The 23221-nt window shown below is 71.0% G+C and carries 25 protein-coding genes; 10 read left to right on the top strand and 15 right to left on the bottom strand.

Translation table 11 applies throughout. From position 1 onward, the window contains the following. Window positions 1-35 precede the first annotated feature (35 nt). Window positions 36-1319: a phospholipase D-like domain-containing protein gene (locus E1B00_RS12425; protein WP_139449254.1), complete on the top strand. Its 1284-nt coding sequence runs from the start codon at window positions 36-38 to the stop codon at window positions 1317-1319. Between the two features lie 69 nt (window positions 1320-1388). Here the strand turns inward: E1B00_RS12425 and rpmG are convergent, their stop codons facing one another. The 10 genes from rpmG to E1B00_RS12375 form a co-directional block, all read right to left on the bottom strand. Then, window positions 1389-1553: a 50S ribosomal protein L33 gene (gene rpmG / locus E1B00_RS12420; RefSeq protein ID WP_034224346.1), complete on the bottom strand. Its 165-nt coding sequence runs from the start codon at window positions 1551-1553 to the stop codon at window positions 1389-1391. 13 nt (window positions 1554-1566) lie between these two features. Continuing rightward, window positions 1567-1803, bottom strand: a complete 237-nt coding sequence (gene rpmB, locus E1B00_RS12415) for a 50S ribosomal protein L28 (RefSeq protein ID WP_139449253.1) — start codon at window positions 1801-1803, stop codon at window positions 1567-1569. Between the two features lie 280 nt (window positions 1804-2083). Next, window positions 2084-2410: a lipid-A-disaccharide synthase N-terminal domain-containing protein gene (locus E1B00_RS12410; protein ID WP_139449251.1), complete on the bottom strand. Its 327-nt coding sequence runs from the start codon at window positions 2408-2410 to the stop codon at window positions 2084-2086. 4 nt (window positions 2411-2414) lie between these two features. Beyond that, window positions 2415-3140 (bottom strand): glycosyltransferase family 2 protein, encoded by a 726-nt coding sequence (locus E1B00_RS12405; protein WP_139449249.1) that lies wholly within the window; start codon window positions 3138-3140, stop codon window positions 2415-2417. 76 nt (window positions 3141-3216) lie between these two features. After that, window positions 3217-4191 (bottom strand): NAD-dependent epimerase/dehydratase family protein, encoded by a 975-nt coding sequence (locus E1B00_RS12400; RefSeq protein WP_139449247.1) that lies wholly within the window; start codon window positions 4189-4191, stop codon window positions 3217-3219. A 16-nt stretch (window positions 4192-4207) separates the two neighbouring features. Further along, window positions 4208-5113 carry a ParB/RepB/Spo0J family partition protein gene (locus E1B00_RS12395; protein WP_139449245.1) on the bottom strand — a complete coding sequence of 302 codons (906 nt, stop codon included), beginning with the start codon at window positions 5111-5113 and terminating at the stop codon, window positions 4208-4210. Next, complete coding sequence (locus E1B00_RS12390) at window positions 5110-5892, bottom strand: ParA family protein (RefSeq protein WP_139449243.1); 783 nt, start codon at window positions 5890-5892, stop codon at window positions 5110-5112. Before E1B00_RS12390 ends, E1B00_RS12395 begins: the two co-directional genes overlap by 4 nt. A 73-nt stretch (window positions 5893-5965) precedes the next feature. Further along, window positions 5966-6661 carry a 16S rRNA (guanine(527)-N(7))-methyltransferase RsmG gene (gene rsmG, locus E1B00_RS12385; protein WP_425456508.1) on the bottom strand — a complete coding sequence of 232 codons (696 nt, stop codon included), beginning with the start codon at window positions 6659-6661 and terminating at the stop codon, window positions 5966-5968. Between the two features lie 136 nt (window positions 6662-6797). Next, the gene (locus tag E1B00_RS12380; protein WP_139449240.1) at window positions 6798-7241 is read right to left on the bottom strand and encodes an SPFH domain-containing protein; all 444 of its coding nucleotides are present in this window, start codon (window positions 7239-7241) and stop codon (window positions 6798-6800) included. A gap of 138 nt (window positions 7242-7379) precedes the next feature. Then, on the bottom strand, window positions 7380-8996 hold the full coding sequence (locus tag E1B00_RS12375) for a sensor domain-containing protein (protein ID WP_139449238.1): 1617 nt from the start codon (window positions 8994-8996) through the stop codon (window positions 7380-7382). A 105-nt stretch (window positions 8997-9101) separates the two neighbouring features. On the opposite strand from E1B00_RS12375, the gene E1B00_RS12370 reads away from it, so the two are divergent. Beyond that, on the top strand, window positions 9102-10103 hold the full coding sequence (locus E1B00_RS12370) for an NAD-dependent epimerase/dehydratase family protein (protein WP_139449236.1): 1002 nt from the start codon (window positions 9102-9104) through the stop codon (window positions 10101-10103). Here E1B00_RS12370 and E1B00_RS12365 read toward each other — a convergent pair. The 3 genes from E1B00_RS12365 to E1B00_RS12355 are packed head-to-tail and all read right to left on the bottom strand — an operon-like array spanning window position 10073 to window position 15097. Next, complete coding sequence (locus E1B00_RS12365; RefSeq protein ID WP_139449235.1) at window positions 10073-12700, bottom strand: GGDEF domain-containing protein; 2628 nt, start codon at window positions 12698-12700, stop codon at window positions 10073-10075. The genes E1B00_RS12370 and E1B00_RS12365 overlap by 31 nt on opposite strands. Before the next feature lie 43 nt (window positions 12701-12743). Beyond that, window positions 12744-14258: an ATP-binding cassette domain-containing protein gene (locus tag E1B00_RS12360; protein ID WP_139449233.1), complete on the bottom strand. Its 1515-nt coding sequence runs from the start codon at window positions 14256-14258 to the stop codon at window positions 12744-12746. Then, on the bottom strand, window positions 14255-15097 hold the full coding sequence (locus E1B00_RS12355; RefSeq protein ID WP_176693242.1) for an ABC transporter permease: 843 nt from the start codon (window positions 15095-15097) through the stop codon (window positions 14255-14257). The genes E1B00_RS12360 and E1B00_RS12355 overlap by 4 nt, the downstream gene beginning before the upstream one ends. 188 nt (window positions 15098-15285) lie before the next feature. Here E1B00_RS12355 and E1B00_RS15685 point away from each other — a divergent pair, with 188 nt between their 5' ends. The 7 genes from E1B00_RS15685 to E1B00_RS12325 all read left to right on the top strand — a co-directional run bounded on the left by E1B00_RS15685 (window position 15286) and on the right by E1B00_RS12325 (window position 20592). Continuing rightward, window positions 15286-15699: a post-PEP-CTERM-1 domain-containing protein gene (locus tag E1B00_RS15685; RefSeq protein WP_176693241.1), complete on the top strand. Its 414-nt coding sequence runs from the start codon at window positions 15286-15288 to the stop codon at window positions 15697-15699. Beyond that, the gene (locus tag E1B00_RS12350; RefSeq protein ID WP_176693240.1) at window positions 15686-17326 is read left to right on the top strand and encodes a PA domain-containing protein; all 1641 of its coding nucleotides are present in this window, start codon (window positions 15686-15688) and stop codon (window positions 17324-17326) included. The genes E1B00_RS15685 and E1B00_RS12350 overlap by 14 nt, the downstream gene beginning before the upstream one ends. A 94-nt stretch (window positions 17327-17420) precedes the next feature. After that, window positions 17421-18410 carry a porphobilinogen synthase gene (gene hemB, locus E1B00_RS12345; protein ID WP_139449228.1) on the top strand — a complete coding sequence of 330 codons (990 nt, stop codon included), beginning with the start codon at window positions 17421-17423 and terminating at the stop codon, window positions 18408-18410. A gap of 1 nt (window position 18411) precedes the next feature. Continuing rightward, entirely contained in the window at window positions 18412-19254 is an 843-nt protein-coding gene (gene aroE, locus E1B00_RS12340) for a shikimate dehydrogenase (protein ID WP_139449227.1), read from the top strand. Then, window positions 19254-19514, top strand: a complete 261-nt coding sequence (locus E1B00_RS12335) for a YkgJ family cysteine cluster protein (RefSeq protein ID WP_139449225.1) — start codon at window positions 19254-19256, stop codon at window positions 19512-19514. Before aroE ends, E1B00_RS12335 begins: the two co-directional genes overlap by 1 nt. 18 nt (window positions 19515-19532) lie before the next feature. Then, window positions 19533-19763 (top strand): DUF350 domain-containing protein, encoded by a 231-nt coding sequence (locus E1B00_RS12330; protein ID WP_139449224.1) that lies wholly within the window; start codon window positions 19533-19535, stop codon window positions 19761-19763. A gap of 7 nt (window positions 19764-19770) precedes the next feature. After that, window positions 19771-20592, top strand: a complete 822-nt coding sequence (locus E1B00_RS12325; RefSeq protein WP_139449222.1) for a transglutaminase-like domain-containing protein — start codon at window positions 19771-19773, stop codon at window positions 20590-20592. 46 nt (window positions 20593-20638) lie between these two features. Here E1B00_RS12325 and E1B00_RS12320 read toward each other — a convergent pair whose 3' ends face one another. Both E1B00_RS12320 and E1B00_RS12315 read right to left on the bottom strand, forming a co-directional pair. Continuing rightward, a complete protein-coding gene (locus E1B00_RS12320) occupies window positions 20639-21016 on the bottom strand; it encodes a hypothetical protein (RefSeq protein ID WP_139449221.1) in 378 nt (125 codons plus the stop codon). Window positions 21017-21177: 161 nt separating this feature from the next. Further along, window positions 21178-21711, bottom strand: coding sequence for a gamma carbonic anhydrase family protein (locus E1B00_RS12315; protein ID WP_139449219.1), 534 nt, complete (start codon window positions 21709-21711; stop codon window positions 21178-21180). A gap of 59 nt (window positions 21712-21770) precedes the next feature. Here E1B00_RS12315 and E1B00_RS12310 point away from each other — a divergent pair, with 59 nt between their 5' ends. Next, the gene (locus E1B00_RS12310) at window positions 21771-23189 is read left to right on the top strand and encodes a coniferyl aldehyde dehydrogenase (protein ID WP_139449217.1); all 1419 of its coding nucleotides are present in this window, start codon (window positions 21771-21773) and stop codon (window positions 23187-23189) included. The last annotated feature ends 32 nt before the right edge of the window (window positions 23190-23221 follow it).

The following is a 23221-nucleotide window of genomic DNA, read 5'->3' as shown; positions in this document are numbered from 1 at the left end:
GGCAGACTCGGGGCCACGACGGACAGGAGACGGGCATGGCCTGGAGCAGGCGCCGGCTGTGGACGGTGGCGGTCACCGCGCTGGCCACGGTGGTCATCGTGCTGTTTTCGTTCAACTTCACCCGGCCCGAGAAGACGCTCGACCGCGCGGTCGAGCACGACTACGCCGTCGCCGACCCGCAGTTCCGGCGCGAGCTGGGCGTGCTGCTGGGCCCGGCGGTGCTGGCGGGCAACCAGGTCGATCCGCTCAACAACGGCGACGAAATCTTCCCGGCGATGCTCGAGGCGATCCGCGCGGCCGAGCGCACGATCAACTTCGAGACCTACATCTACTGGTCCGGCGACGTCGGCCTGGAGTTCTCCGAGGCGCTGGCCGAACGCGCGCGCGCCGGCGTGCAGGTGAACGTGGTCATCGACTGGGTCGGCGGCCTGAAGATGGATTCCTCGCTGGTGACGGCCATGCGCGCGGCCGGCGCACGCGTGGAGCTGTTCCGGCCGCTGCGCTGGTACAGCTTCTCGCGGCTGAACAAGCGCACGCACCGCAAGCTGCTGGTGGTCGACGGCGAGACGGCCTTCACCGGCGGCGTCGGCATCGCCGACCAGTGGGGCGGCCATGCCCAGGACCCGCTGCACTGGCGCGACATGCATTTCCGCGTGCGCGGACCGGTGGTGGCGCAGATGCAGGCGGCCTTCATCGACAACTGGATCAAGGTCACGGGTCGCGTGCTCAACGGCGACGAATACTTCCCGTCGCTCGCGCCGGCCGGGGCGATGGACGCGCACATGTTCATCAGCTCGCCCGAGGGCGGCAGTGAAAGCATGCACCTGATGTACCTGATGGCGATCGCCGCCTCGCGCGAGTCGCTGGACATCCACGCCTCGTACTTCGTGCCCGACGAGCTGGTGGTGCGGGCGCTGCGGATGGCGCTCAAGCGCGGCGTGCGGGTGCGGGTGCTGGTGCCGGGGGAGCACATCGATTCGGAGACTGTGCGCATCGCCTCGCGGGCGATCTGGGGCGAGCTGCTGAAGGCCGGCATGGAGATCCACGTCTACCAGCCGACGATGATGCACGTGAAGACCCTGATCGCCGACGGCCTGCTGGTGTCGGTGGGCTCGACCAACTTCGACATGCGCAGCTTCAGCCTCAACGACGAGGCCAGCCTCAACGTCTACGACCGCGGTTTCGCGGCGCACATGACCCGCGTCTTTGAAAACGACCTGCGCAGCGCGAAGCCCTACACCTACCAGCAGTGGCTGGACCGCCCGTGGCACGAGAAGTTCAGCGAGATGGTGATCTGGCCGATCAAGTCGCAGCTGTGAGCGGCCGGGCAAAAGAAAACCCGCCACGGGGGCGGGTTTCCTGGGGGGAAGCGATCGAAGCCCGGGGGCTTACTTGATCTTGCCTTCCTTGTACATCACGTGCTTGCGGACGACGGGATCGTACTTCTTGATCTCCATCTTGTTCGGGGTGGTCTTCTTGTTCTTGTCGGTCGTGTAGAAATGACCGGTGCCGGCAGAAGACGTCAGGCGGATCTTGTCGCGCTTGGATGCCATGGTTCAGTCCTCCTCAGATCTTTTCGCCGCGGGCGCGCATTTCGGCCAGGACGGAGTCGATGCCGTTCTTGTCGATGGTGCGCAGGGCGTGCATGGAAAGGCGCAGCTTCACCCAGCGGTTCTCAGAGGCAACCCAGAAGCGGCGCTCATGCAGATTGGGAAGGAAACGGCGGCGGGTCTTGTTGTTGGCGTGCGAGACGTTGTTGCCGGTCTGCACGCGCTTGCCGGTAACTTGGCAAACTCGGCTCATGGTCAAACTCCTGGGTCGGACTGGCCGCCCATAGCCCGGGCGGCGGCGGCCCCGCGCGGCTGGCCTTTCGGCTGGCTGGCGCATGCGATGCGGGATGTTGCGGGCGCTCCGCCACCGGACGGGATCGCATTCCCGGGGCCGGAGACCAAAGGCAGGGTGCGGAGCGAGCCGCGCATTATGCCCATCAAACCCTTGCCGGGCAATCACTTAGGCGCGGAAATCGCGGCGGGGCGGCCCGGGCGCTTGTCCCGGGCCTGAAAAAACAAGGACTTGGCGGCCCTCAGTGCTCGGCCCGGTCCCGGTTCCAGCCCCGGTGCTGGATGTCCAGCCACAGGCTGTAGGCGGCGGTGAAGGTGGGGAACAGGTTCTGCAGCACCCCCACCGAGTCCTGCTTGGCCGAGAACAGAAAGTAGCTGAGCGTCATCAGGGCGCCGACCAGGCTCATGTACCAGAACACCCGCGGGATCACCGGCTTGCCGGCCCGGCGCGAGGCGACGAACTGCACCACCCAGCGGCCGCCGAACATCAGGGCGCCGGTGTAGCCGATCAGCTTCCAGGCGGTCACGTGCAGGCCGGTCCACTCCAGCCAGAGGATTTCGGCATTCATCGGCTCACTCCAGTTCGCGCACGCCGGTGAGCCGGCTGCGCTTGATCAGCCAGGCCACGCCCATCAGGTCGCGGATGCCGACGAGGGCCCGGCCCAGGTTGGTGTACTTGGAGGCGCCGGCGCCGCGGGGGCGGTGGTTCACCGGCACGCTCACGGTCTTCCAGCCGGCACGCTGCATCAGGGCCGGCAGGTAGCGGTGCATGTGGTCGAAATACGGCAGGTCCAGGAAGGCCGCGCGTTCGAACAGCTTGGTGCCGCAGCCGGTATCGGGCGTGGCGTCGTGCAGCAGGCGCGAGCGGATGGCGTTGGCCCAGCGCGAGGCCCACTTCTTGCTGCCGGTGTCCTGGCGGTTGACCCGCCAGCCGGCGTAGAGCTTCACATCGGCCGCGCCGGCGTCGCGGGCGGCCAGCAGCTTGGGCAGGTCGGCCGGATCGTTCTGGCCGTCGCCGTCGAGCGTGGCGATCCATTCGCCGCGCGCGGCTTTCACGCCCGTGCGGATGGCGGTGCTCTGGCCGCTCTGGCGCTCGTGGCCCAGCACGCGCAGCTCCGGCACCTGCGCCAGGGCGGACTGCAGCGCGGCCCGGGTGCCGTCGCGGCTGTGGTCGTCGACGAAGATGACCTCGAAGGGCGTCACGCCGCGCAGGGCCGCGACGATCTCGTCGAGCAGCGCCAGCACGTTGCCCTCTTCATTGAAGGCGGGAACGACGACGGACAGCGGCGGTGCACTCACGCGGAACTCCAGGGACGGGCCAGTTGCGGCGGCATAGTCTCAACCCGGGTGTTAAATCTTTCTTGAACGTCCGCAGTCAGTGTGCGCTGAAATACTCCCGGCACCAGGCCACGACCTCGGGCAGCCCGGCCTCGATCGGCGTCGCCGGCTCGAAGCCGAAGGCCGCCTTCGCGGCCCGGGTGTCGGCCATGGTTTCGACCATGTCCCCCGGCTGCATCGGCCGGTAGGTCTTGTCGGCGGGCCGCCCCGCGGCCTGTTCGATCACGGCGATGAAGCGCTCCAGCTCGACCGGGGTGTGGTTGCCGAGGTTGAACACGCGATGCGGCGGCGCGTCGGGCCCGCCGTCGGCCGGCGGGTGGTCGAGCGCGCCCAGCACGCCAGCGACGATGTCGCTGACGTGGGTGAAGTCGCGGCGCATGCGCCCATGGTTGAACACTTCGATGCCGCGGCCCTCGAGCACCGCGCGCGAGAACAGCACCGGCGCCATGTCCGGCCGGCCCCAGGCGCCGTACACGGTGAAGAAGCGCAGCCCGGTCGCGCGCAGCCGGAACAGGTGCGCGTAGGTATGTGCCATCGCCTCGTTGGCGACCTTGGTGGCGGCGTAGAAGCTCAGCGGCTTGTCCACGCGCTGGTCTTCCGAAAACGGCGGCGTGGCGCTGCCGCCGTACACCGACGAGGACGAGGCGTACACCAGGTGCTGCACGCCGCGGTGGCGGCACAGCTCGAGGATGTTGGTGAAACCGGTCAGGTTGCTGTCGACGTAGGCCTGCGGGTTCTGCAGCGAGTAGCGCACGCCGGCCTGGGCGGCCAGGTGCAGCACGCGGGTCGGCTGCTCGCGGTCGAACAGGGCCTCGAGCCCGGCGCGGTCGGTCAGGTCGAGTTCGGCGATCGCCACGTCCGGGCACAGCGCGGCGACGCGGTCGCGCTTGATCTGCGGGTCGTAATAACGGTTGTAGTTGTCCAGGCCGACCACGCGCTCGCCGCGGGCCGCCAGGGCCCGACAGGCATAGGCGCCGATGAAACCCGCCGCGCCGGTGACCAGGATCGTCATGCCCGTATGCCCTGGCTCAGCGGCGCAGCAGCTCGAGGATGCCGTCGAGCGCGTCGAGGCCGTGGTAGGCGATCACCAGCTTGCCGCGGCCGCCGCGGCCGTGCTGCACGGCGACCTTGGCGCTGAGTTTTTCCGACAGTTCGCGCTCGAGCGCGGCGATGTCGGCGTCGGTCTTCTTGCCGGCGGGTTTGGCCGGCTTCTTGCCCGGCAGCTGGCCCTTGCCCAGCAGCTGGGCGCGGCGCTCGACCTCGCGCACCGACCAGCCTTCGGCCACGGCTTCCTTGGCCAGCGACAGCGCGGCGGCGGGTGCCAGGGTCAGCAGGGCGCGGGCGTGGCCCATCTCCAGCTGCTTGTTCTCGAGCAGGGCGCGGATGCCGTCGGGCAGCTCCAGCAGGCGCAGCAGGTTCGACACCGCGGCGCGCGAGCGGCCGACGGCCTCGGCGGCCTGCTGATGGGTGAGGCTGAATTCGTCGATCAGGCGGCTCAGCGCCTGCGCTTCTTCCAGCGGGTTGAGGTCCTCGCGCTGGATGTTCTCGATCAGCGCCATGGCGATGACGGCGCGGTCGTCGACCTCGCGCAGCACCACCGGCACGTCGTCCAGGCCGGCCTGGGTGGCGGCGCGCCAGCGGCGTTCGCCGGCGATGATCTCGTAGCGTGGGCTGCCGTCCTTGTGCTTGCCGATCTCGCGCACGACGATCGGCTGGATCAGGCCCTGGGCCTTGATCGATTCCGCCAGCTCGGTGAGCTTGTCCGGGTCCATGCCGGTGCGCGGCTGGTACTTGCCCGGCTGCATCGCCTGGATCGGCAGGGTGCGCAGGCCCTCGCCGGACGCGGCCGGCTCGGCCTCGGGCGCGGCGCCCTTGTTGCCCGTGCCCAGCAGGGCCTCCAGGCCGCGGCCCAGGCCGCGCTTCTTGGTGCTCATGCCAACTCCTTGGACAGCTTCTTCTCGCGCCGCACGATCTCGCCCGCCAGGCCCAGGTAGGCGATGCCGCCACGCGACGCCCGGTCGTAGCCGACGATGCTCTGGCCGTGGCTGGGCGCCTCGGCCAGGCGCACGTTGCGCGGGATGATCGAACGGAACACCTTGTCGCCGAAATGTTTGGTCAGCTCGGCCGACACCGCGTTGGCGAGGTTGTTGCGCACGTCGTACATGGTGCGCACGATGCCCTCGATCTCGAGCGCCGGGTTGAGCTTGCCCTTGAGCGCGTTGATGGTGTCGACCAGCGAGCTCAGGCCTTCGAGCGCGAAGTATTCGCACTGCATCGGCACGATCACGCCGTCGGCGGCGGCCAGCGCGTTGAGCGTCAGCAGCGACAGCGAGGGCGGACAGTCGATCAGGATGTAGTCGTAGTTGCCGCGCTGCGGCCCCAGCGCCGTCTTGAGCCGCTGCTCGCGCGCGCTTTCGTCCATCAGGCGGATCTCGGCCGCGGTCAGGTCGATGTTGCCGGGCAGCAGGTCGTAGCCTTCGGGGGTCTTGACGATGGCGCCGGCGGCGTCGCATTCGCCCAGCAGCACCTCGCAGGTGGAGTTGGCCAGTTCGCGCTTGTCCACGCCGGACGCCATGGTGGCGTTGCCCTGCGGGTCCAGGTCCACCAGCAGCACCCGGCGCGGCGTCACGGCGAGCGCGGCGGCCAGGTTGACGGCGGTGGTGGTCTTGCCGACGCCGCCCTTCTGGTTGGCTATGGCGATGATGCGACCCATGCAGGCTCCTTGCGCCGGACCCGTGCGGGCCGGTGGGTGGGGGTTCGAACGGGAGGTTGGCCCGAGCGGGGGATTATGCCGCCTCGGCCGGGTCGCGGGTGACGGTGACCAGGTGGCGGTCGCCCTCCAGGCCGGGAACCGTGAGGGCCTGCACCGATTCGACGCGCCAGCCGGGCGGCAGCGCCGCGATCTCGGCGTCGGGCCGCTGGCCCTTCATCGCCAGCAGGCGGCCGCCGGGCGCGAGCAGGTGGCCGCCGACCGCCAGGATGCCGGCCAGCGTGTCCATGGCGCGGGCGGTGATCTGGTCGTAGGCGCCGGGCTCGGCCACGGCCTCGGCGCGCGAATCGAGCACCCGCACGTTGTCCAGGCCCAGCTGGCGCACCACTTCGCGCAGGAAGCGGGTCTTCTTGCTGATGCTTTCCACCAGGGTGACCTGCAGGCCGGGAACCGCCAGCGCCAGCGGAATGCCCGGCAGGCCGGGGCCGGTGCCGAGGTCGGCCAGCTTGCCGGGCGCGACGTGCGGCCACATCGACAGCGAATCGAGCAGGTGCTTGGCCAGCATCTCGCGCGGCTCGCGCACGGCGGTGAGGTTGTAGGTCTTGTTCCAGCGGTCGAGCAGGGCCAGGTAGTCGAGCAGACGGTCGGCCAGCGGCCGGGGCGGCAGGCCGAGGGCGCTCAGGCCGGACTCGAGCTCCGGCAGCAGGTGGGTCAACGGATTCATGCCGCGCATTGTCGCGGAAAAGTCCGGGGTCAGAGTGCACTTATCCACGTTGCCGCGGCGGCCGCAGGCTCGGATAAATGCACTCTGACCCCGGATTCAAGGGGCGTCTGGCTACGTTTCCGGCAGGACACGACGGCGTCCGTGATGGCCGCATCCTGCGGAAACGTAGCCGCACGCCCCTGGATCAGGCGGCGTGCAGCGAGCAGCGGATGACGCGCAGGCCCAGCCGGGCGACGCGCCGGTTGAGTTCGGCCTTGAGGGCTTCGGCCATCGGCCGGGTGGAGTCGGCCAGGGCCTGCAGGGAGGCCAGGGCGTCGCGGGCCTGGTCGCTGACCAGGGCGTCCACGCGGTCCAGGGCTTCGCCGGCCTGGGCCGGGTCGAGGATCTGGTAGTGCAGCTCGGCGTGGGTACCGCGGCTGCCGGCCACGTCCAGGTGGTGGCCGATCAGGCAGACCGGTTCGCCGAGGCGGTCGAGGCCGGGCACGGTCCAGCGCCAGCCCGGGCCCAGGGCGCGCACGAAGCGGCCGAAGCGGTGCACGGTGACCACGCAGTTGTCGGGGATGCGGCGCAGGCCCGTCAGCCACGCGATCGGGGCCAGGGGCAGGGGGAGCGGCAGCAGGGAGCTCATCATTGCCATATTTACCGGGGGGTTAGGCAGTGTTGCTGAAGTATAGCCTTTGAAACGTGACCGGTTTCACAATACGGTCAGAAGCGGGTTGACAGCCGGACTGCCCGGGCCGCGCGGGCGGGGCCCCGGGGGGCGGGCTCAGCCCGGGTAGACAGAGACGCCCAGTGACCGGCTCTTGGCCTGGTACATGGCGGCGTCGGCGGCCCGCAGGTAGTCATCGGTGGTGGCGAGGCCCGGCTGACTCATGACCACGCCGATGCTCGCGCCGCTGGCCACGGTGTGCGGGCCGATCCGATAGGGGGCCGCGAGCACGGCGGCGATCTGCCGGGCCCGGGCCGTCGCACTGGCGAGATCGACGGCCTCCAGCAGTACGTTGAACTCGTCGCCACCGGTGCGGGCGACCAGGTCCGCCGCGCGCACGCTCGATTCGAGCCGGCGTGCGACCTGCTGCAGCAGTTGGTCGCCGGCGTGGTGACCCAGGCTGTCGTTGACCGCCTTGAACCGGTCCAGATCCAGCATCAGGACGGCGAACATCGTGGCCTCGTCCGGCGCCTGCCCATCCCGCAGGCCGTCCTGGTGCAGCGCGATGGCGTGCTCGAGGCGGACGCGGAACAGCGGCCGCCCGGGCAGGTTGGTCAACGAGTCGTAGGAGCTCGCGCGTTCGGCCAGGTCGCTCAACGATCCCGCCATGCGCACCGCTGCGCCGCCCTCGAACCGGGCGACCCCGCGCCAGTTGACCCAGATCAGCCGGCCAGAGCCGTGGCGGGCCCGGAAATCCACCGAAAAGTTCGGGCAGTGGCCCGACAGATGCCGGCGATAGGCAGCCTGCACGCGTTTGCGATCCTCCACGTCGATGATCTGCTCGAGGAACGTCCAGCCGCGCGCGTGCAGGTTGCCGATGTCGCCCAGTCCGACAATCTCGTGGAATCGCGGAGAGGCGTGCAGCACGTCCGTCCTCAGGTCCCAGTCCCAGATGCCGTCATTGGACCCGCGCGTGGCCAGCGCATAGCGGTTGTCGGACTGGGTCAGCTCCAGCTCGGTGTTCTTCTGCCGGCTGACGTCGATCATCAGGCCGATCATGCGGTTCGGCCGGCCCGGTTCGACGATCGCCCGGCACAGGTCGCGTACCCAGACGGTCGCGCCGTCCTTGGCGATCAGGCGGTAGCTCATCTCGTAGGCATAACTGTGCGTCGCGCGGTAGGCGGCGTCGTCGATGGCCCTTGCCTGCTCGAAGTCGTCGGGGTGCACGCGCGAACGCCAGAACCCCGGGTCCGACCGCCACTCCTCCACCGTGTATCCGAACAGCCGCTCGACCTGCGGGCTGAGGAAGGTGTTGCCGACGCCGAACTCGGCTTCCCACACCACGCCGTCGATCGTCTCGAGCAGCCGCAGGAACCGCTGGCGGACTTCCACCAGCACCTGCTCGGTGACCTCGGTGATCTCAAGAAGCACGCCCTGGCGACCGAGCACGCGGCCGGCGGTGTCGGATTCCGCCTGCAGCTGCAGGCGCACCCAGCGATAGTCCGAATCGGCGAAGCGGAGCCGGAATACGGGCATGCCCGACCGGACGGTTCCCCGGTCGTCGGGGTGCACGAAGTCGAGCAGCGACCGTCCGAGCGAACCGTCCAGGGGATGGCCGGTGAGCTTGTGCCAGGCGGGGTTCAAGAACGTGAGGGTCCACTGCGCATCCGTCTGCACCACGGCCTCGGGTAACAGCTGCAGCAGTTGTCCGGACAGCGTCGAATCAGGCGGCATTTGGCTATAGTCACCGAAGGCTGAACGTACAGTCCAGCGCGTGCGGCCTGCCGGGCGCCATGCCAGGGATGGGGCGCCCACCCTCACCTCACGCCGAGAATCGCCATGCCCACCCTGCTCGTCACCGGCGCCACCGGATTCCTCGGCCGACACCTCGTGCGCGAACTCGTCGCGGCCGGCAACCTCGTCCGCGGGCTGTCCCGCTCGGCGTCGGGAGACGCGGCCCTGGTGGCGCTGGGCGCCCAGCCAGTGCGCGGCCATCTCGGCGACACCGCCGCCCTGGCCGCGGCGACCGCCGGCTGCGAGGCCGTCTTCCACACCGCCGCCGACACCAACAACTGGGGACCGGGCGACGCCGCGCAGACCGACACCAATGTCGGCGGCACCGCCCGGCTGATCGCGGCGGCGCGCGCCGCCGGTGTCGCCACCTTCGTGCACACCTCGAGCGTGTCGGCCTACTCGCACCGCGTGCACGGCACACTGCGCGAGGACGTGCCGCAGCGCGGCGCCGAATCGTGGATCAACTACGAGCGCACCAAACACGCGGCCGAGCGCCTGGTGCGCGAATCCGGCCTGCCCTTCCTGGTGTTCCAGCCCGCGCACATCCTGGGGCCGGGCGACTACAACAACTGGTCGAACCTGATCCGCCTGATCGACGCCGGCAAACTGCCCGGCGCGCCGCCGGGCTCGGGCGCCTTCGCCGACGTGCGTGAAGTCGCGCGCGCGCAGGTGCGGGCCTGGCAGGGCCCGCGCCGCGACGAGGCCTGGCTGCTGGGCGGCGAACACGCGACCTTCCTGGCCCTGATCCAGGAAGTTGGACGGCAGCTCGGCAAGCCGACGCCGTCGCGGCCGATGCCGGCACCGGTGCTGCGCATCTATGCCCGGGCGCTGGACCTGGTGTCGCGGATCACGCGCAGGCCGCCGTCGGTGACGCCGGTGGCGGCGGCGTTCACCAGCCACCACCTGAAGGTCGACTCATCCAAGGCCGAACACGAGCTCGGCTACCGCAGCACGCCGCTGCCGCAGCTGCTGGCCGACACCATCGCCTGGCTGCGCGCCGAGGGGCTGATGCCCGCTCAGGCGGTGCCGCCGTCCGACATGCCGTAACGCGCCAGGATCTCGCTGGCCGAGGCCGGCCGCGAGAACAGGTAGCCCTGGCCCAGGCTCAGGCCGAGCAGGCGCAGCTGGTAGCGTTGTTCTTCGGTCTCGATGCCTTCGGCGATCACTTCCAGGCCCAGCGAATCGGCCAGCAGCCGGATCGCGCGCACGATCGCCGTGCTGCCCCCGCTTTCGCCGCTGCGCAGTTCCGCCACGAAGCTGCGGTCGATCTTCAGTCCGTGCAGCGGGAATCGGTGCAGGTAGCTTAGCGAGGAGTAGCCGGTGCCGAAGTCGTCGAGCAGGGTCAGCACGCCGGCCTCGCGCAGGCGGCCCAGGCAGGCCTGCACCTGTTCGGGCTGTTCCAGCAGGGCTCCCTCGGTCACCTCCAGGCGCAGGTGTGCCGGCTTCACTGCATGCCGCGCCATCATCTCCAGCAGGCGTGACTCGAAGTCGGGCGCGCGCAGGTGCCGCGGCGAGACGTTGAGCGTGATGTAGGCGTTGCGTGCCGACAGCCGCTTGGTGTCGCGGCAGACCAGCTCATAGACCTGCCAGTCCATGTGCTCGAGGCTGCCGGTCTCCTCGGCGATGCCGATGAAATCGCCCGGCGCGCTGAGCCCGCGCACCGGGTGGTGCCAGCGCATCAGGGCCTCGAAGCCGACCAGGCCGCCGTCGGCCAGGCTGATGATCGGCTGGTAGTGCGGCTCGAACTCCTGGCGCTGCAGCGCGCGGCGCAGGTCGCCCTCGAGCTCGAGCAGCTTGAGGGCGGCCTCGTGCAGGTGTTCGTCGAACAGGGCGTAACGCTGGCGGCCGGTGGCCTTGGCGCGGTACATCGCCACGTCGGCGTCGCGCAGCAGTTCTTCCGGGCTGCGGTAGCGGCCGTCCACCAGCGCGATGCCGATGCTGGCCGAGGTGTAGAGCTCCTTGCCGGCGATGCGCATCGGCTCGGCCAGCGAGCTGATCACGCGGTCGGCCACCGCCACCGCGTCGTCCGCGGTGTGGATGAAGTCGAGCACGATCGCGAACTCGTCGCCGCCCAGGCGCGCCACCATGTCCGGGTCGCGCACGCAGCGGCCGATGCGGCGCGCGGCCTCCTTCAGCAGCTCGTCGCCGACCAGGTGGCCGACCGAGTCGTTGACCACCTTGAAGCGGTCGAGGTCGAGGAACAGCACCGCGAACAGCTGGGTCGGGTCGTAGCGGTAGCGCGACAGCGCCATGCCCATGCGGCCCAGCAGGTGGCTGCGGTTGGGCAGGCCGGTGAGCGTGTCGTGCATGGCCTCGTGCTTGAGCTTGTGCTCCATGCGCTCGCGCACCGAGATCTGGTCGAGCAGCTCGCGGTTGGCGTCGGCCAGCTCGCTGGTGCGCGAGGCCACGCGCTGCTCGAGCTCGGCGTAGGCCAGGCGCAGCGATTCGTTGGCCTGGCGGCGCTCCAGCGCCTGGGCGATGTGGAAGGAGACGAAGCTCAGCAGCTCCTGGTCGCGCTTGGTGTACAGGTAATCGGGCGTGTAGGACTGCACCGCGATCACGCCGACCGGCTGGCCGCCGATCTGCAGCGGCACGCCCAGCCAGCACACCGAGGGCGTGCCGAAGGACTGCACCTTGCCCTCGGCCACCAGGTCGTGGATGCCGTCGCGGTCGGCCAGCAGGGGCTGGCCGCTGGCCAGAACGTATTCGGTCAGGCCCTTGGCCAGGCGGCGGCGCGGGCGCTTCTGGTCGCGCTCGTCCACCGAGTAGGGGAAGTCGAGCTCGCGGCCGTCGTCGGTGAGCAGGGCGATGAAGAAGTTCCGCGCGTCGAGCAGGGCGCTGACGATGCCGTGCACCTCGGCGTAGAACACCTCGATGCTTTCGCTGCGGCCGGCCTGTTCGGCGATGCGGAACAGCGCCGCCTGCAGCCGCTCGCTGCGCTCGCGCTCGGCGATCTGCTGGCGCAGCTCGCGGGTGCGTTCGTCCACGCGCCGCTCCAGCTCTTCCTGGGCGTCGCGCCGGGCCAGGGCGGTGAGGATGTGCTGGGCGACGTAGCCGAGCAGGGCCCGGTCGTCCTCGCTGTAGCGGGTTTCCGGGTCGTAGCTCTGCACGACCACGGCGCCGCGCACCACGCCTTCGTCCACCATCGGCACGCCCAGCCAGTCCTCGCTGTCCGGGCCCAGGGTCTCGTCGCGCGGAACGTTCAGGGCGCGGCGCACGTCGTCGGACGGGCCCAGCACCGGCCGGCCGTGGCGGATCAGGGCCAGGGTGAGGCTGTTGCCCATCTGCGACGCCGGCAGTTCTTCGGTCGGATCCGGCTTGATCGGGTCCAGGCTGTCGGCGAAGTAGATGAAGCGCATCGTGTCCGTCTCGGGCGAGTAGCGGACGATGTAGAAGTTCTCGGCGTACATCAGCCGGCCGACGATCTCGTGCAGGCCGTGCAGCACGGTCGCGGCGTCCTGGTCGGAGCTGGCCAGGTCGGAGATGGCGAACAGCGCGCGCTGCAGGCGTTCGGCGCGGCCCAGCCGCTCGACGTCCACCCGCAGGCGTTGGACCTCGGCGGCGAGCGCGGAGGTGTCGTCGGTGCGAGGCAGGGCCTGGACCGTGGGTTTTAGCTCGCCTGGAGACAGCGGGTGATGCGGCATCGGTCTTCGTACTCCCCCTCCCCGGGGGTTCGGCCCGAGTGTATCAGCCGGCCCGGGCCGTTCCCGCCAGCACGGTCGCGGTATCGCCGACCGCGACCAGGCGGCCGTCCCTCATCAGGGCGGTACGGTCCGCGAGGGCATGGGCGGCCGCGAAGTCGTGGGTGATGAACAGCAGGGCCAGGCCGCGCTCGCGCTTCAGGCGCGCCAGCAGGGCCAGCACGCCGGCCCGATGGTGGGCGTCGAGCGCCGATACCGCCTCGTCGCAGACCAGCAGGTCCGGGCCGGTGGCCAGGGCTCGAGCGATCGCGACGCGCTGACGCTGGCCGCCCGAGAGCTGATGCGGGTACCGGTCGGCGAGCGCCGCGTCCAGCCCCACGGCCGCCAGCCCGGCCAGCGCCTGCGCGCGGCGGGCCGCCGGATCGCCGAGGCCGTGGATGCGCAGCGGTTCGGCGACCAGGTCGACCAGGCGCATGCGCGGGTCCAGCGACGCGTAGGGGTCCTGGAACACCACGCCGATGCGCCGCCGCAGCGCCCGCAGCCGGTGGCGGTCGGCACCGAGCAGATCCTCGCCGTCGAGCAGGATGCGGCCGCCCAGGCCCTGTTTCGCCAGCCGCAGCACGGCCCGGCCCAGGCTGCTCTTGCCGCTGCCGCTCTCGCCGACCAGGGCCAGGCACTGGCCGCGGTGCAGCTCCAGGCTGGCCTCGGCCACCGCCGGCGCCGCAGCGCGCGGATAGGTGACGCTGACCGACTGCAGCTCCAGCAGCCGCGCGCCGGCGGGTGCCGGCGCCAGCACCGGCAGCCGGTCGGCGGCCAGCAGTTCGCGGGTGTAGTCATGCTGCGGCCGGGCGAACACCGCGCCGCACTCGCCGCGCTCGACGACCTCGCCGCCGCGCAGGATCAGCACCTGGGCCGCGTGTTCGGCGACCGCGGGCAGGTCGTGGCTGACCAGGAGCACGGCCAGGCCGAGGTCGCGGCGCAGGCCGTCGAGCAGCTGCAGCGCCTCCTGCGCCAGGCGCGGGTCCAGCGCCGAGGTCGGTTCGTCGGCGAGCAGCAGTCGTGGCCGCCCGGCCAGGGCCATGGCCAGCAGCGCGCGCTGGCGCTGGCCGCCCGACAGCTGGTGCGGGTGCCGGGCCAGCAGGGTCGCCGGATCGGGCAGCTGCAGGCGTTCGAACAGCGCGATCGCCTCGCGCCGCGCCGCGCCGGCGTCGAGGCCTCGCAGCACGCGCAGGCTCTCGACCAGTTGGGCACCAACGCTGCGCAGCGGATGCAGGCTGGCCTGCGGGTCCTGCGGCATCCAGGCGATCACCCGGCCGCGCAGCGCGTGGTGCGCGCGGCTGCCGAGCTCGAAACGCTCGCCGTCCACCAGCAGTTCGCCGCGCGCCTGCAGGCCGGGCGGCAGCAGGCCGAGCAAGGACAGCACGGTCAGGCTCTTGCCGCTGCCGCTTTCGCCAACCAGGCCCAGGCACTGGCCGGGCGCGATGTCCAGGTCGATCGGACCCAGCAGCCGGCACGCGCCGGCCGACACCTGCAGTCCGCGCAGCGCCAGCCGCGCGCTCATGCCGGCGCCCCGCGCACGTCCAGCCAGTCGCGCAGGCCGTCGCCGAGGAACTGGAAGGCGGCCAGCGTCGCCACCAGGAAACCGGCCGGGAACAGCAGCGACCAGGGCGCCGTGTCGAGCTCCTGGCTGCCTTCGTGCAGCAGGCTGCCCCAGCTGGCCGAAGGCTCGTCCAGCCCCAGGCCCAGGAAGCCGAGGAAACTTTCGACCAGGATCGCCTGCGGCAGGATCAGCCCGAGATAGACCAGGGCCAGCGGCAGCAGGTTGGGCAGCAGGTGCCAGCGCAGCACCTGGCCAAAGCTGGCCCCGGCGGCGCGCGCGGCCAGCACGAACGGCGCCTCGCGCAGGCGCGCGGCCTCGGCCCGCACCACCCGCGCCAGGTCGATCCAGACATAACCGCCGATCGCCGCCAGCAGCAGCCACAGCGAGCGCCCGAACAGCGCCAGCAGCAGGATCACGATCAGCAGGAAAGGCAGCGCCGAGAGCACGTCGAGCAGCCGCAGCATCGCGCGTTCGGTGCGGCCGCCGGCATAACCGGCGATGGCGCCGTAGGCCAGGCCGATCGCCAGCGCCACCACCGTCGCCAGCGCGCCGATGGTCAGCGACAGCCGGCCGCCGGCGAGCGTGCGCGCCAGGATGTCGCGGCCGATCGCATCGGTGCCGAACCAGTGGCCGTTGGCCAGGGAGGGCGCAGACGACAGCGCGCCCCAGTCCGGGCGGTGGGGGTCGTGGCCGCCCAGCAGCGGTCCCAGCCAGCAGGCCGCGGCCAGCAGGGCGATCAGCGCCAGGCAGGCGCGGGCGCCGGACGGCAGGCCTTGACGCGGTCCTAACGAGGTCTTCATTCCACGCCGATGGGGCCGGAGTAGGCTCCGCTGCGGGGGAGCGGGGACCAGCGAGGGAGCAGCATCGGTCCGGCGCGCCTCCATTCGTTGCAGGGGTCGAAAGAGAAGTGACGTGCCGGCCCCGGGCCGGCGCCGCACAGCGTCCTTGCTTTTGCTTCCTGCGTCCACCCTCTGTTCTGGAGAAAGGCATGCAGATGTCCGCACTCAAGCCACTCGCCGTCCCCCTGGCGCTGGCGCTCACCCTGTCCGTCCCGGCCTTCGCGGCCGATACCGCATCCTCCGAACCCGGCAGCAAGACCGGCATCGACCGCGAAACCGGCCGTCTGCGTGCGACCACCGCCGCCGAGGACCGCGAACTCGAACGCGATGCCGAACGCCTGCGCCAGTCCGCGCGCGCGAAGGCGGGCCCCGGCGTCGGCGGCCTGCTGCGTCCGGCCACCGAAGCCGAGGCGCAGCAGACCCTGGTCCGCCACGCCGACGGTTCGGTGTCGATGCTGGTTCCCGAAAGCCTGGACAGCCAGGTACTGGTCACGCGCGACGCGCAGGGCCAGCTGGTGGTCTCCCACGCCGGCGACGTGGAGGTGGACCATGTCGAGGAATAAGTCCGCACTCGCCATCGCCCTGGTGGCCGCGTTCGCCGCCGCCCCGCTGTCCGCCGCCGAACTGGTGGTCGTCAACCTCGACGCCGGCACCGGCGCCGGCCTCGATGACCCGACCCCGCGCGCCCCCGAGGGTGGCAACCCGGCCACCACGCTGGGCGAACAGCGGCAGGTCGTCTACGCGTACGCCGCCCGCATGTGGGGCGCGATCATGCAGAGCGAGGTCCCGATCATCGTCGGCGCCCGCTTCATCCCGCAGGCCTGCACGGCCACCGGCGCGGTGCTCGGCTCGGCCGGCACCACCTCGGTGTTCCGCGACTTCCCCGGGGCGATCGCGCCGGGCACGTGGCACAACGTGGCGCTGACCGAGGCGATCGTCGGCTTCGACGCCAACCCCGGCGCGCTCGACATCAGCTCGCAGTTCAACAGCCGCATCAGCGGCGACCCGGCCTGCCTCGGCGGCGCCGACTGGTATTACGGCCTCGACGGCCAGACACCGGCCGGCAGCGTGAACTTCCTCAACGTGGTGATGCACGAGATCGGCCACGGCATCGGCTTCCAGAGTTTCCTCAACGTGAGCACGGGCTCGATGTTCGCGCCGGATGCCGCCAACCCGTCCGGTTATCCCGATGTTTACCTGCGCAACGCCTTCAACAACACGCTGGGCAAGGCCTTCCCGGTGATGAACAACGCCGAGCGCGCGTTCTCGGTGCGTGACGCGGGCCGCACCGTGTGGACCGGCGGCAACGTCGCCTCGGCCGCGCCCGACTTCCTCGACCCGCGGCTGGCGATCAACATCAGCGCGCCGGCCGGGCTCGAGGGCCCGCGCGAAGCCGGCCGTTCGACCCTGGGGCCGTTCGTGACGCCGGGCAGCTTCAGCGGCGAGGTCGTGGTGGCCGACGATGGCATCGGCGCCGGAGGCGACGCCTGCGAACCGCTGGCGAACGCAGCGGCCGTGGCCGGTCGGATCGCCCTGGTGGACCGCGGCACCTGCACCTTCGACGTCAAGGCGTTGAACGCGCAGTCGGCGGGCGCCAGCGGCGTGCTGGTCGCCAACAACGTGGCCGGGCTGGTCGAGCCGGGTGGTGTCAACGCGGCGGTGGCGATCCCGGTGCTGGGCCTGAGCCAGGCCGATGGCAACGTGGTGCGCGCTGCGTCGCCGGGCGTGCAGGTCGAGGCCATCACCGACCCCGACCGCCTGGTCGGCGCCGACGACGCGGGCCGCGTGCGGCTCAACACGCCGACCACGCTCGCCCCGGGCTCGACCTTCTCGCACTACGACACCGCGCTGAGCCCGAACGCGCTGATGGAACCGTCGATCACCGGCACCCTGCGCGCCGACCTCGATGTGGACCTGACGCCGGCCCTGTTCCGCGACACCGGCTGGGGCACCAACCCCGGCAACGCCCGGCTGGGCAACTGCGACACCGGCGTGCCGGTGGTGGACCCGGCCGGCGTCGCGGTGGGTGCCAGCATCGAGGCGCGCAGCCTGATTTGCCGGGCCTTCGCCCCGAACCACGGCAAGTACGTCGGCTGCATGGCCGCGTACGCCGACGGCCTGGTGGCCCAGGGCCTGATCGAAGGCCGCGACAAAGGCCGCGTGACCAGCTGCGCCGCCCGCAACAAGTAGTTCCCCGGAGCCGGGGGCCGGTCACCGGCCCCCGCGCCTCCGCGGCGCCAGGCGTATCATTCCGGCACGCGAACTGCACCGGAATCCGCCCGCCATGTCCTTCCCCTACACCCGCCTCCGCCGCATGCGCCGCGACGACTTCTCGCGCCGGCTGATGCGCGAGCACCGCCTGAGCGCCGACGACCTGATCCTGCCCGTGTTCATCCACGAGCTGCAGGGCCGGGCGCCGGTCGCGTCGATGCCCGGCGTCGAGCGGCAGTCGGTGGACGAACTGCTGCGCACGGCCGAGCAGGCGGTGAAGCTGCGGATCCCGGCGATCGTGCTGTTCCCGGTCACCGCGCCGGAGGCCAAGTCGCTCGACGCCGCCGCCGCCTGGGATGAAAACGGCCTGGCCCAGCGCGCCATCCGCGCGCTGAAGAAGAACTTCCCCGACCTCGGCGTCATCACCGACGTCGCGCTCGATCCCTACACGACCCACGGCCAGGACGGCCTGGTCGACGCCGGCGGCTACGTCACCAACGACGACACCGTCGAGGCGCTGGTGAAACAGGCGGTCTCGCACGCCGAGGCCGGCGCCGACGTGGTCGCGCCCAGCGACATGATGGACGGCCGCATAGGCGCCATCCGCGAGGCGCTGGAAGGCGCCGGCCACGTCAACACCCGCATCCTGGCCTACGCGGCCAAATACGCCTCGGCCTACTACGGCCCCTTCCGCGACGCGGTCGGCAGCGCCGGCGCCCTGGGCAAGGGCAACAAGTACACCTACCAGATGGACCCGGCGAACTCCGACGAGGCCCTGCGCGAAGTCGGCCTCGATCTGGACGAGGGCGCCGACATGGTGATGGTCAAGCCGGGCCTTCCCTACCTCGACATCGTGCGTCGGGTGAAAGACCACTACGGTGCGCCGACCTTCGTCTACCAGGTCAGCGGCGAGTACGCGATGCTCAAGGCCGCCGCGCTCAACGGCTGGCTGGACGAACGCGCCTGCGCGCTCGAGGCGCTGGTGTCGATCAAGCGCGCCGGTGCCGACGGCGTGCTCACCTATTTCGCGCTCGACGCGGCGCGCTGGCTGAAGGAGGAGTGACATGACCGCTGCTTACGCCGTGTTCGGACACCCAGTGGCGCACTCGCTGTCGCCGCGCATCCACGCCGCCTTCGCGCGCCAGACCGGAGTCGAGATGCAGTATGTCGCGATCGACGCGTCGCCCGGGGACTTCCAGGGTGCGATCGAGCGTTTCTGGCGCGCCGGCGGCCGCGGCGCGAACATCACCCTTCCGCACAAGGAGGCGGCGATGGCGCTTTGCGCGACCCACAGCGACCGCGCCCGGCGTGCCGGTGCGGCCAACACCATCACCGCGGCGCCGAACGGCTGGCACGCCGACAACACCGACGGCGTCGGCCTGGTGCACGACCTGACCGAGCGCCGCCGCCTCGACCTGCGTGGCCGCCGCGTGCTGCTGCTGGGCGCCGGCGGCGCCGCGCGCGGCGTCGCGCCGGCCCTGCTCGATGCCGGCATCGGCGAGCTGTGGATCGTCAACCGCACGCCGGAAAAAGCCGACGCGCTGTCCGACGCGCTCGGTGAACCGGGCCGCGTGCACACGCGTTATCCCGCCGACCTGCCCGACCTGGGCGCCTTCGACATGCTGGTCAACGCCACCTCGGCCGGCCGCGGCGCCGGTGGCCTGGACCTGCCCTTCTCGCTGGCGACCGCGCGCACGCTGGCGGTGGACCTCAGCTACGGTGAAGCCGCCATTTCCTTCCTGGCCTGGGCCGGTGCCGCGGGCTGCGAACACCGTCTCGACGGCCTGGGCATGCTGGTCGAGCAGGCGGCGGAAAGTTTCGCGCTCTGGCACGGCCAGCGCCCCGACACCGACGCGGTTTACGACGCCCTCAGCGCACGCGCCGACGCCCTGCTGACCGCCGACTGATGGACTGCCGCGCCCGCTGCGGCGCCTGCTGCATCGCGCCGTCCATCAGCTCGCCGATTCCCGGCATGCCGCAGGGCAAGCCCGCCGGCGTGCCCTGCGTGCAGCTGGACGACCAACAGCGCTGCCGGATCTTCGGTTCGCCCGAACGCCCCGCCGTCTGCGCCTCGCTGCGTCCGCACGAAAGCATGTGCGGCACCGGCCGCGACGCCGCGATGGCCTATCTGTCGAAGCTGGAACAAGATACGCGTACGCCGGCCTGAGCCCGGCCGGAGCCCCGCATGACCACCGACTTCCTGATCGCCACCTTCTTCAACCTCGGCGTCAACATCGTGCAGACCCTGGTCGCGCTGGTGGTGGCGGTGCTCGGGCTGCAGTTCATCGACCGCAAGCTGCTCAAGCACATCGACATCGAGCAGGAGCTGCAGAAGGGCAACCTGGCGGTGTCGATCTTCGCCTCGACCATCCTGCTGTTCGTGGCGGTGGTGACGGTGTTCGGCCTGCGCGGCTGAGCGGCCGATGATCGGCGGCGATCGCGGCAGCGGGTCCCTGGTCTGGATGGCGCTGCTGGCGGCGCTGTTCATGGGCCTGCGCGCCTGCGACCGGCCGTTGGCGCCGGTGGATGCCGGTGGCGTGCCGCTGGACTGGCAGGCGACCGTTCCGGACGATCCGGGCGCCGATTTCGCCGCCCCGCCGGAGACGCGCCGCATCGAACTGCCGGGCGGCGAACAGCTGCACGAAGGCCAGGTCGCCGAGGCGCTGGCCGCGGCGGGACACGCCCGCACCTGGTCGTCCTTCACCTGGCAGGTCGAAGACGCGCCCGTCACCACCATCGCGCCGGGCCTGGACCGCCGGCACCACTTCGCCAACGCCTACCTGGTCGGCTACGTGCCGTTCGCTCAGGTCGAGGCCTGGGTGCCCCTGGCGGCGCTGGCGCAGCGCAAGCGCTACCAGTTCGACCACGAGCAGTACCCGGGGGCGCCCGAGCTGTGGCAGACCTCGCGTGAGGCGTTTTTCCATCCGCGCGGTGATTGCGAGGACCACGCGCTCGCGCTCGCCGACTGGCTGATCGGCCTGGGCCACGATGCGCGCGTGGTGATCGGCACGATGCGCGGCGGCGGCCACGCGTGGGTCGTGCTGTTCGACGGACCGCGCACGTATCTCCTGGAAGCTACCGACAAACGGCCGGCGCGCGCCCTGCCGCTGGCCTCGCAGCTTCCGGACTACCGGCCCGAGGCGATGTTCAACCGCGAGCAGTATTGGGTGAACTCAGGCAGTCCGCTCACCACCGACTACCGCGGCGAGCGCTGGCAGCCGCGCTCGCGTTTCCGCCGCGGCTGAGCGCAGCGACGTCGCCCGGCCCGCGTGGGGCCGGGCGACCGCACGCTTACTCGGCGTCGAACTTCACGCGCACGGCCTGCACGGTGTTGTGCACCAGGCGCACCTCGAACAGCTGCGCGCCGTCGCGGCGCTTGAGCAGCACGTCCTCACCGTCGTCGCGCTCGACGTAATAGTCCTGGCCCACCGCGATGGTGAAGGCCTCCGTGGCCTTGTCGGCGATCTCGTTCTCGCCATCGGCCCGGCCGATCGTGACCACCACGTCGGTCGGCACGCCGCCGTCCGGGGTCACGGCGAAGACCAGCTCGCCGTCGGATTCGGCGGCGCCGCTGAACTCCAGCCGCCATTTGTTCGAGGGCACGGCCTGGGCGGCGCTGGCCAGCAAGGCCAGGATCAGCACGGAAACGATACGGCTCACACGGTTCATGGCGTTCTCCTTGGGGGAAGGGAGGAACGCGGCCGGCAGGCGGCCGGCACAGCGTCCGCGGCCAGTCTGGGCGGCGGAAAATTTACCGGAGATGACGCGCGGGCGCGGACATGAACGCGCGCCGCCGCCTGTCTTCACGCCGCCGCGATGCGGAGGCGGAATCAGCCGGCGAGGTATTCGTCCTTCAGGCGCACATAATGTTTGGCGCTGTAGTAGAGCTGCTCGATCTCGCGGTCGGAGAGCCTGCGCACGGGCTTGGCCGGATTGCCGAGCCAGAGCTCGCCACTTTCCACCGTCTTGCCCGGCGGCACCACGGCGCCGGCGCCGACGAAGCCGTGGTCCATCACCACTGCGCCGTCGAGCACGGTGGCGCCCATGCCGATCAGCACCGCATTGCCGATGGTGCAGGCGTGGATGATGGCGCCGTGGCCGATGGTGACGTCGTCGCCGATCAGGGTCGGCCAGCCGCCGGGACGGGTGAACGGGCCCTCGTGGGTGACGTGCACGATGCTGCCGTCCTGCACGTTGGTGCGGGCGCCGATGCGGATGTGGTTGACGTCGCCGCGCACCACGCAGCCGGGCCAGATCGAGGCGTCCTCGCCCAGGTGCACGTCGCCGATGACGCAGGCGGCGGGGTCGACGTAGGCGCGGGCGCCGAGGGTGGGGACGATGCCCCGGAAGGGTCGCAGGTTCATGCCGGCATTCTACCCCCGGGCCTGGCGCCGGGACGCCCGGATCGCCGTACACTGGGCCCATGGACACGCCCGCCCACCCCGACCAGGACCTGCGCCCGCTGCTCGCGCAGCTGCGCGCCGCGCACCGCCGCCAGCCGCCGGACTACGCCCAGCGCATGGCCGACCTCGAACGCCTGGCCGAGGCCGTGCGCCGCCACCGCGACGAGCTGACCAAGGCGGTCTCGGCCGACTTCGGCCGCCGCTCGCGCCACGAGACTCTGGCCGCCGACGTGATGACCACGCTCGACGAGATCAAGCACCTGCGCGCGAACCTGCGCCGCTGGATGCGCCCGCAGCGCCGAGGCGTCAACCTGACCTTCCTGCCCGCGCGCGGCGAGATCCGCCAGCAGCCGCTGGGCGTGGTCGGTATCGTCGCGCCCTGGAACTATCCGATCCAGCTCGCCCTGATCCCGCTGGCCGATGCCATCGCCGCCGGCAACCACGTGATGGTCAAGCCGTCCGAGCACACGCCGCGCACGTCCGAACTGCTCGCGCGACTGGTCGGCGAAGCCTTCCCGCCCGATCGCGTGGTGGTGGTGCAGGGTGACGCGACGGTCGGCGCCGCCTTCACCCGCCTGGCCTTCGACCACCTCCTGTTCACCGGTTCGACCACGGTGGGCCGGGCGGTGATGGCCGCCGCCGCGCCGAACCTGACGCCGGTGACGCTGGAGCTGGGCGGCAAGTCGCCGGCCCTGATCGCGCCGGGTTATCCGATCGAACACGCGGCCGAACGCATCGCCGCCGGCAAATGCTTCAACGCCGGCCAGACCTGCGTAGCGCCCGACTACGTGCTGGTGCCGCGCGCGCAGCGCGACGAGTTCGTGCGCGCGTACCTGGCCAGCGTGAAGCGCCGTTACCCTGCCCTGGCCGCCAATCCCGACTACAGCGCGGTGGTGAACCACCGCCAGGCCGAGCGCCTGCGCGCCTGGCTCGACGACGCCCGCGACCGCGGCGTCACGGTGATGCAGCACCGCCCCGACACCGACCCGCCGCCGCCCGGCGTCGAGGTGATCCCGCCCACCGTGCTGCTGGATCCGCCGGATGAGGCGATGGTGATGAAGGAGGAGATCTTCGGGCCGCTGCTGCCGGTGAAGTCCTACGACGAGCACGGCGCCGCCATCGCCTACATCCAGGGCCGCGACCGGCCGCTCGCCTTCTACGCCTTCGACCGGGACCGCAGGCGCCTGCAGCGCACGCTCGATTCGATCGTCGCCGGCAGCGTCTGCGTCAACGACACCATCATCCAGTTCGGCCAGCACGACCTGCCGGTCGGCGGTGTCGGCCCCAGCGGCATGGGCCACTACCACGGCCACGCCGGTTTCCTGACCTTCAGCAAGCCGATGTCGGTGATGTACCAGTCGCGCCTGAACGGGATGAAGGTCTTCGATCCGCCCTACGGAAAGCTGGCCGATTTTGTCGTGAAACTGCTGACCCGCTGACTTGAATCGGCCGTTCCGGCCGCCATTTCCAG

Origin of the sequence: Arenimonas terrae (genome assembly GCF_006265115.1) — a bacterium.
Taxonomy (GTDB): domain Bacteria; phylum Pseudomonadota; class Gammaproteobacteria; order Xanthomonadales; family Xanthomonadaceae; genus Arenimonas; species Arenimonas terrae.
Note: the sequence above shows the minus strand (reverse complement) of the source record. Positions and strands in the feature narration are given on the sequence as shown.

Coding starts and splice junctions, on each gene's coding strand:
- E1B00_RS15685 (WP_176693241.1), top strand. CDS start 15,286: ATGCAGATGTCCGCACTCAAGCCACTCGCCGTCCCCCTGGCGCTGGCG.
- E1B00_RS12350 (WP_176693240.1), top strand. CDS start 15,686: ATGTCGAGGAATAAGTCCGCACTCGCCATCGCCCTGGTGGCCGCGTTC.
- E1B00_RS12370 (WP_139449236.1), top strand. CDS start 9,102: ATGCCCACCCTGCTCGTCACCGGCGCCACCGGATTCCTCGGCCGACAC.
- hemB (WP_139449228.1), top strand. CDS start 17,421: ATGTCCTTCCCCTACACCCGCCTCCGCCGCATGCGCCGCGACGACTTC.
- rpmB (WP_139449253.1), bottom strand. CDS start 1,803: ATGAGCCGAGTTTGCCAAGTTACCGGCAAGCGCGTGCAGACCGGCAAC.
- E1B00_RS12375 (WP_139449238.1), bottom strand. CDS start 8,996: ATGCCGCCTGATTCGACGCTGTCCGGACAACTGCTGCAGCTGTTACCC.
- E1B00_RS12380 (WP_139449240.1), bottom strand. CDS start 7,241: ATGAGCTCCCTGCTGCCGCTCCCCCTGCCCCTGGCCCCGATCGCGTGG.
- E1B00_RS12410 (WP_139449251.1), bottom strand. CDS start 2,410: ATGAATGCCGAAATCCTCTGGCTGGAGTGGACCGGCCTGCACGTGACC.
- aroE (WP_139449227.1), top strand. CDS start 18,412: ATGACCGCTGCTTACGCCGTGTTCGGACACCCAGTGGCGCACTCGCTG.
- E1B00_RS12315 (WP_139449219.1), bottom strand. CDS start 21,711: ATGAACCTGCGACCCTTCCGGGGCATCGTCCCCACCCTCGGCGCCCGC.
- E1B00_RS12360 (WP_139449233.1), bottom strand. CDS start 14,258: ATGAGCGCGCGGCTGGCGCTGCGCGGACTGCAGGTGTCGGCCGGCGCG.
- E1B00_RS12365 (WP_139449235.1), bottom strand. CDS start 12,700: ATGCCGCATCACCCGCTGTCTCCAGGCGAGCTAAAACCCACGGTCCAG.
- E1B00_RS12355 (WP_176693242.1), bottom strand. CDS start 15,097: ATGAAGACCTCGTTAGGACCGCGTCAAGGCCTGCCGTCCGGCGCCCGC.
- E1B00_RS12310 (WP_139449217.1), top strand. CDS start 21,771: ATGGACACGCCCGCCCACCCCGACCAGGACCTGCGCCCGCTGCTCGCG.
- E1B00_RS12335 (WP_139449225.1), top strand. CDS start 19,254: ATGGACTGCCGCGCCCGCTGCGGCGCCTGCTGCATCGCGCCGTCCATC.
- E1B00_RS12330 (WP_139449224.1), top strand. CDS start 19,533: ATGACCACCGACTTCCTGATCGCCACCTTCTTCAACCTCGGCGTCAAC.
- E1B00_RS12395 (WP_139449245.1), bottom strand. CDS start 5,113: ATGAGCACCAAGAAGCGCGGCCTGGGCCGCGGCCTGGAGGCCCTGCTG.
- E1B00_RS12325 (WP_139449222.1), top strand. CDS start 19,771: ATGATCGGCGGCGATCGCGGCAGCGGGTCCCTGGTCTGGATGGCGCTG.
- E1B00_RS12390 (WP_139449243.1), bottom strand. CDS start 5,892: ATGGGTCGCATCATCGCCATAGCCAACCAGAAGGGCGGCGTCGGCAAG.
- E1B00_RS12425 (WP_139449254.1), top strand. CDS start 36: ATGGCCTGGAGCAGGCGCCGGCTGTGGACGGTGGCGGTCACCGCGCTG.
- E1B00_RS12400 (WP_139449247.1), bottom strand. CDS start 4,191: ATGACGATCCTGGTCACCGGCGCGGCGGGTTTCATCGGCGCCTATGCC.
- rpmG (WP_034224346.1), bottom strand. CDS start 1,553: ATGGCATCCAAGCGCGACAAGATCCGCCTGACGTCTTCTGCCGGCACC.
- E1B00_RS12320 (WP_139449221.1), bottom strand. CDS start 21,016: ATGAACCGTGTGAGCCGTATCGTTTCCGTGCTGATCCTGGCCTTGCTG.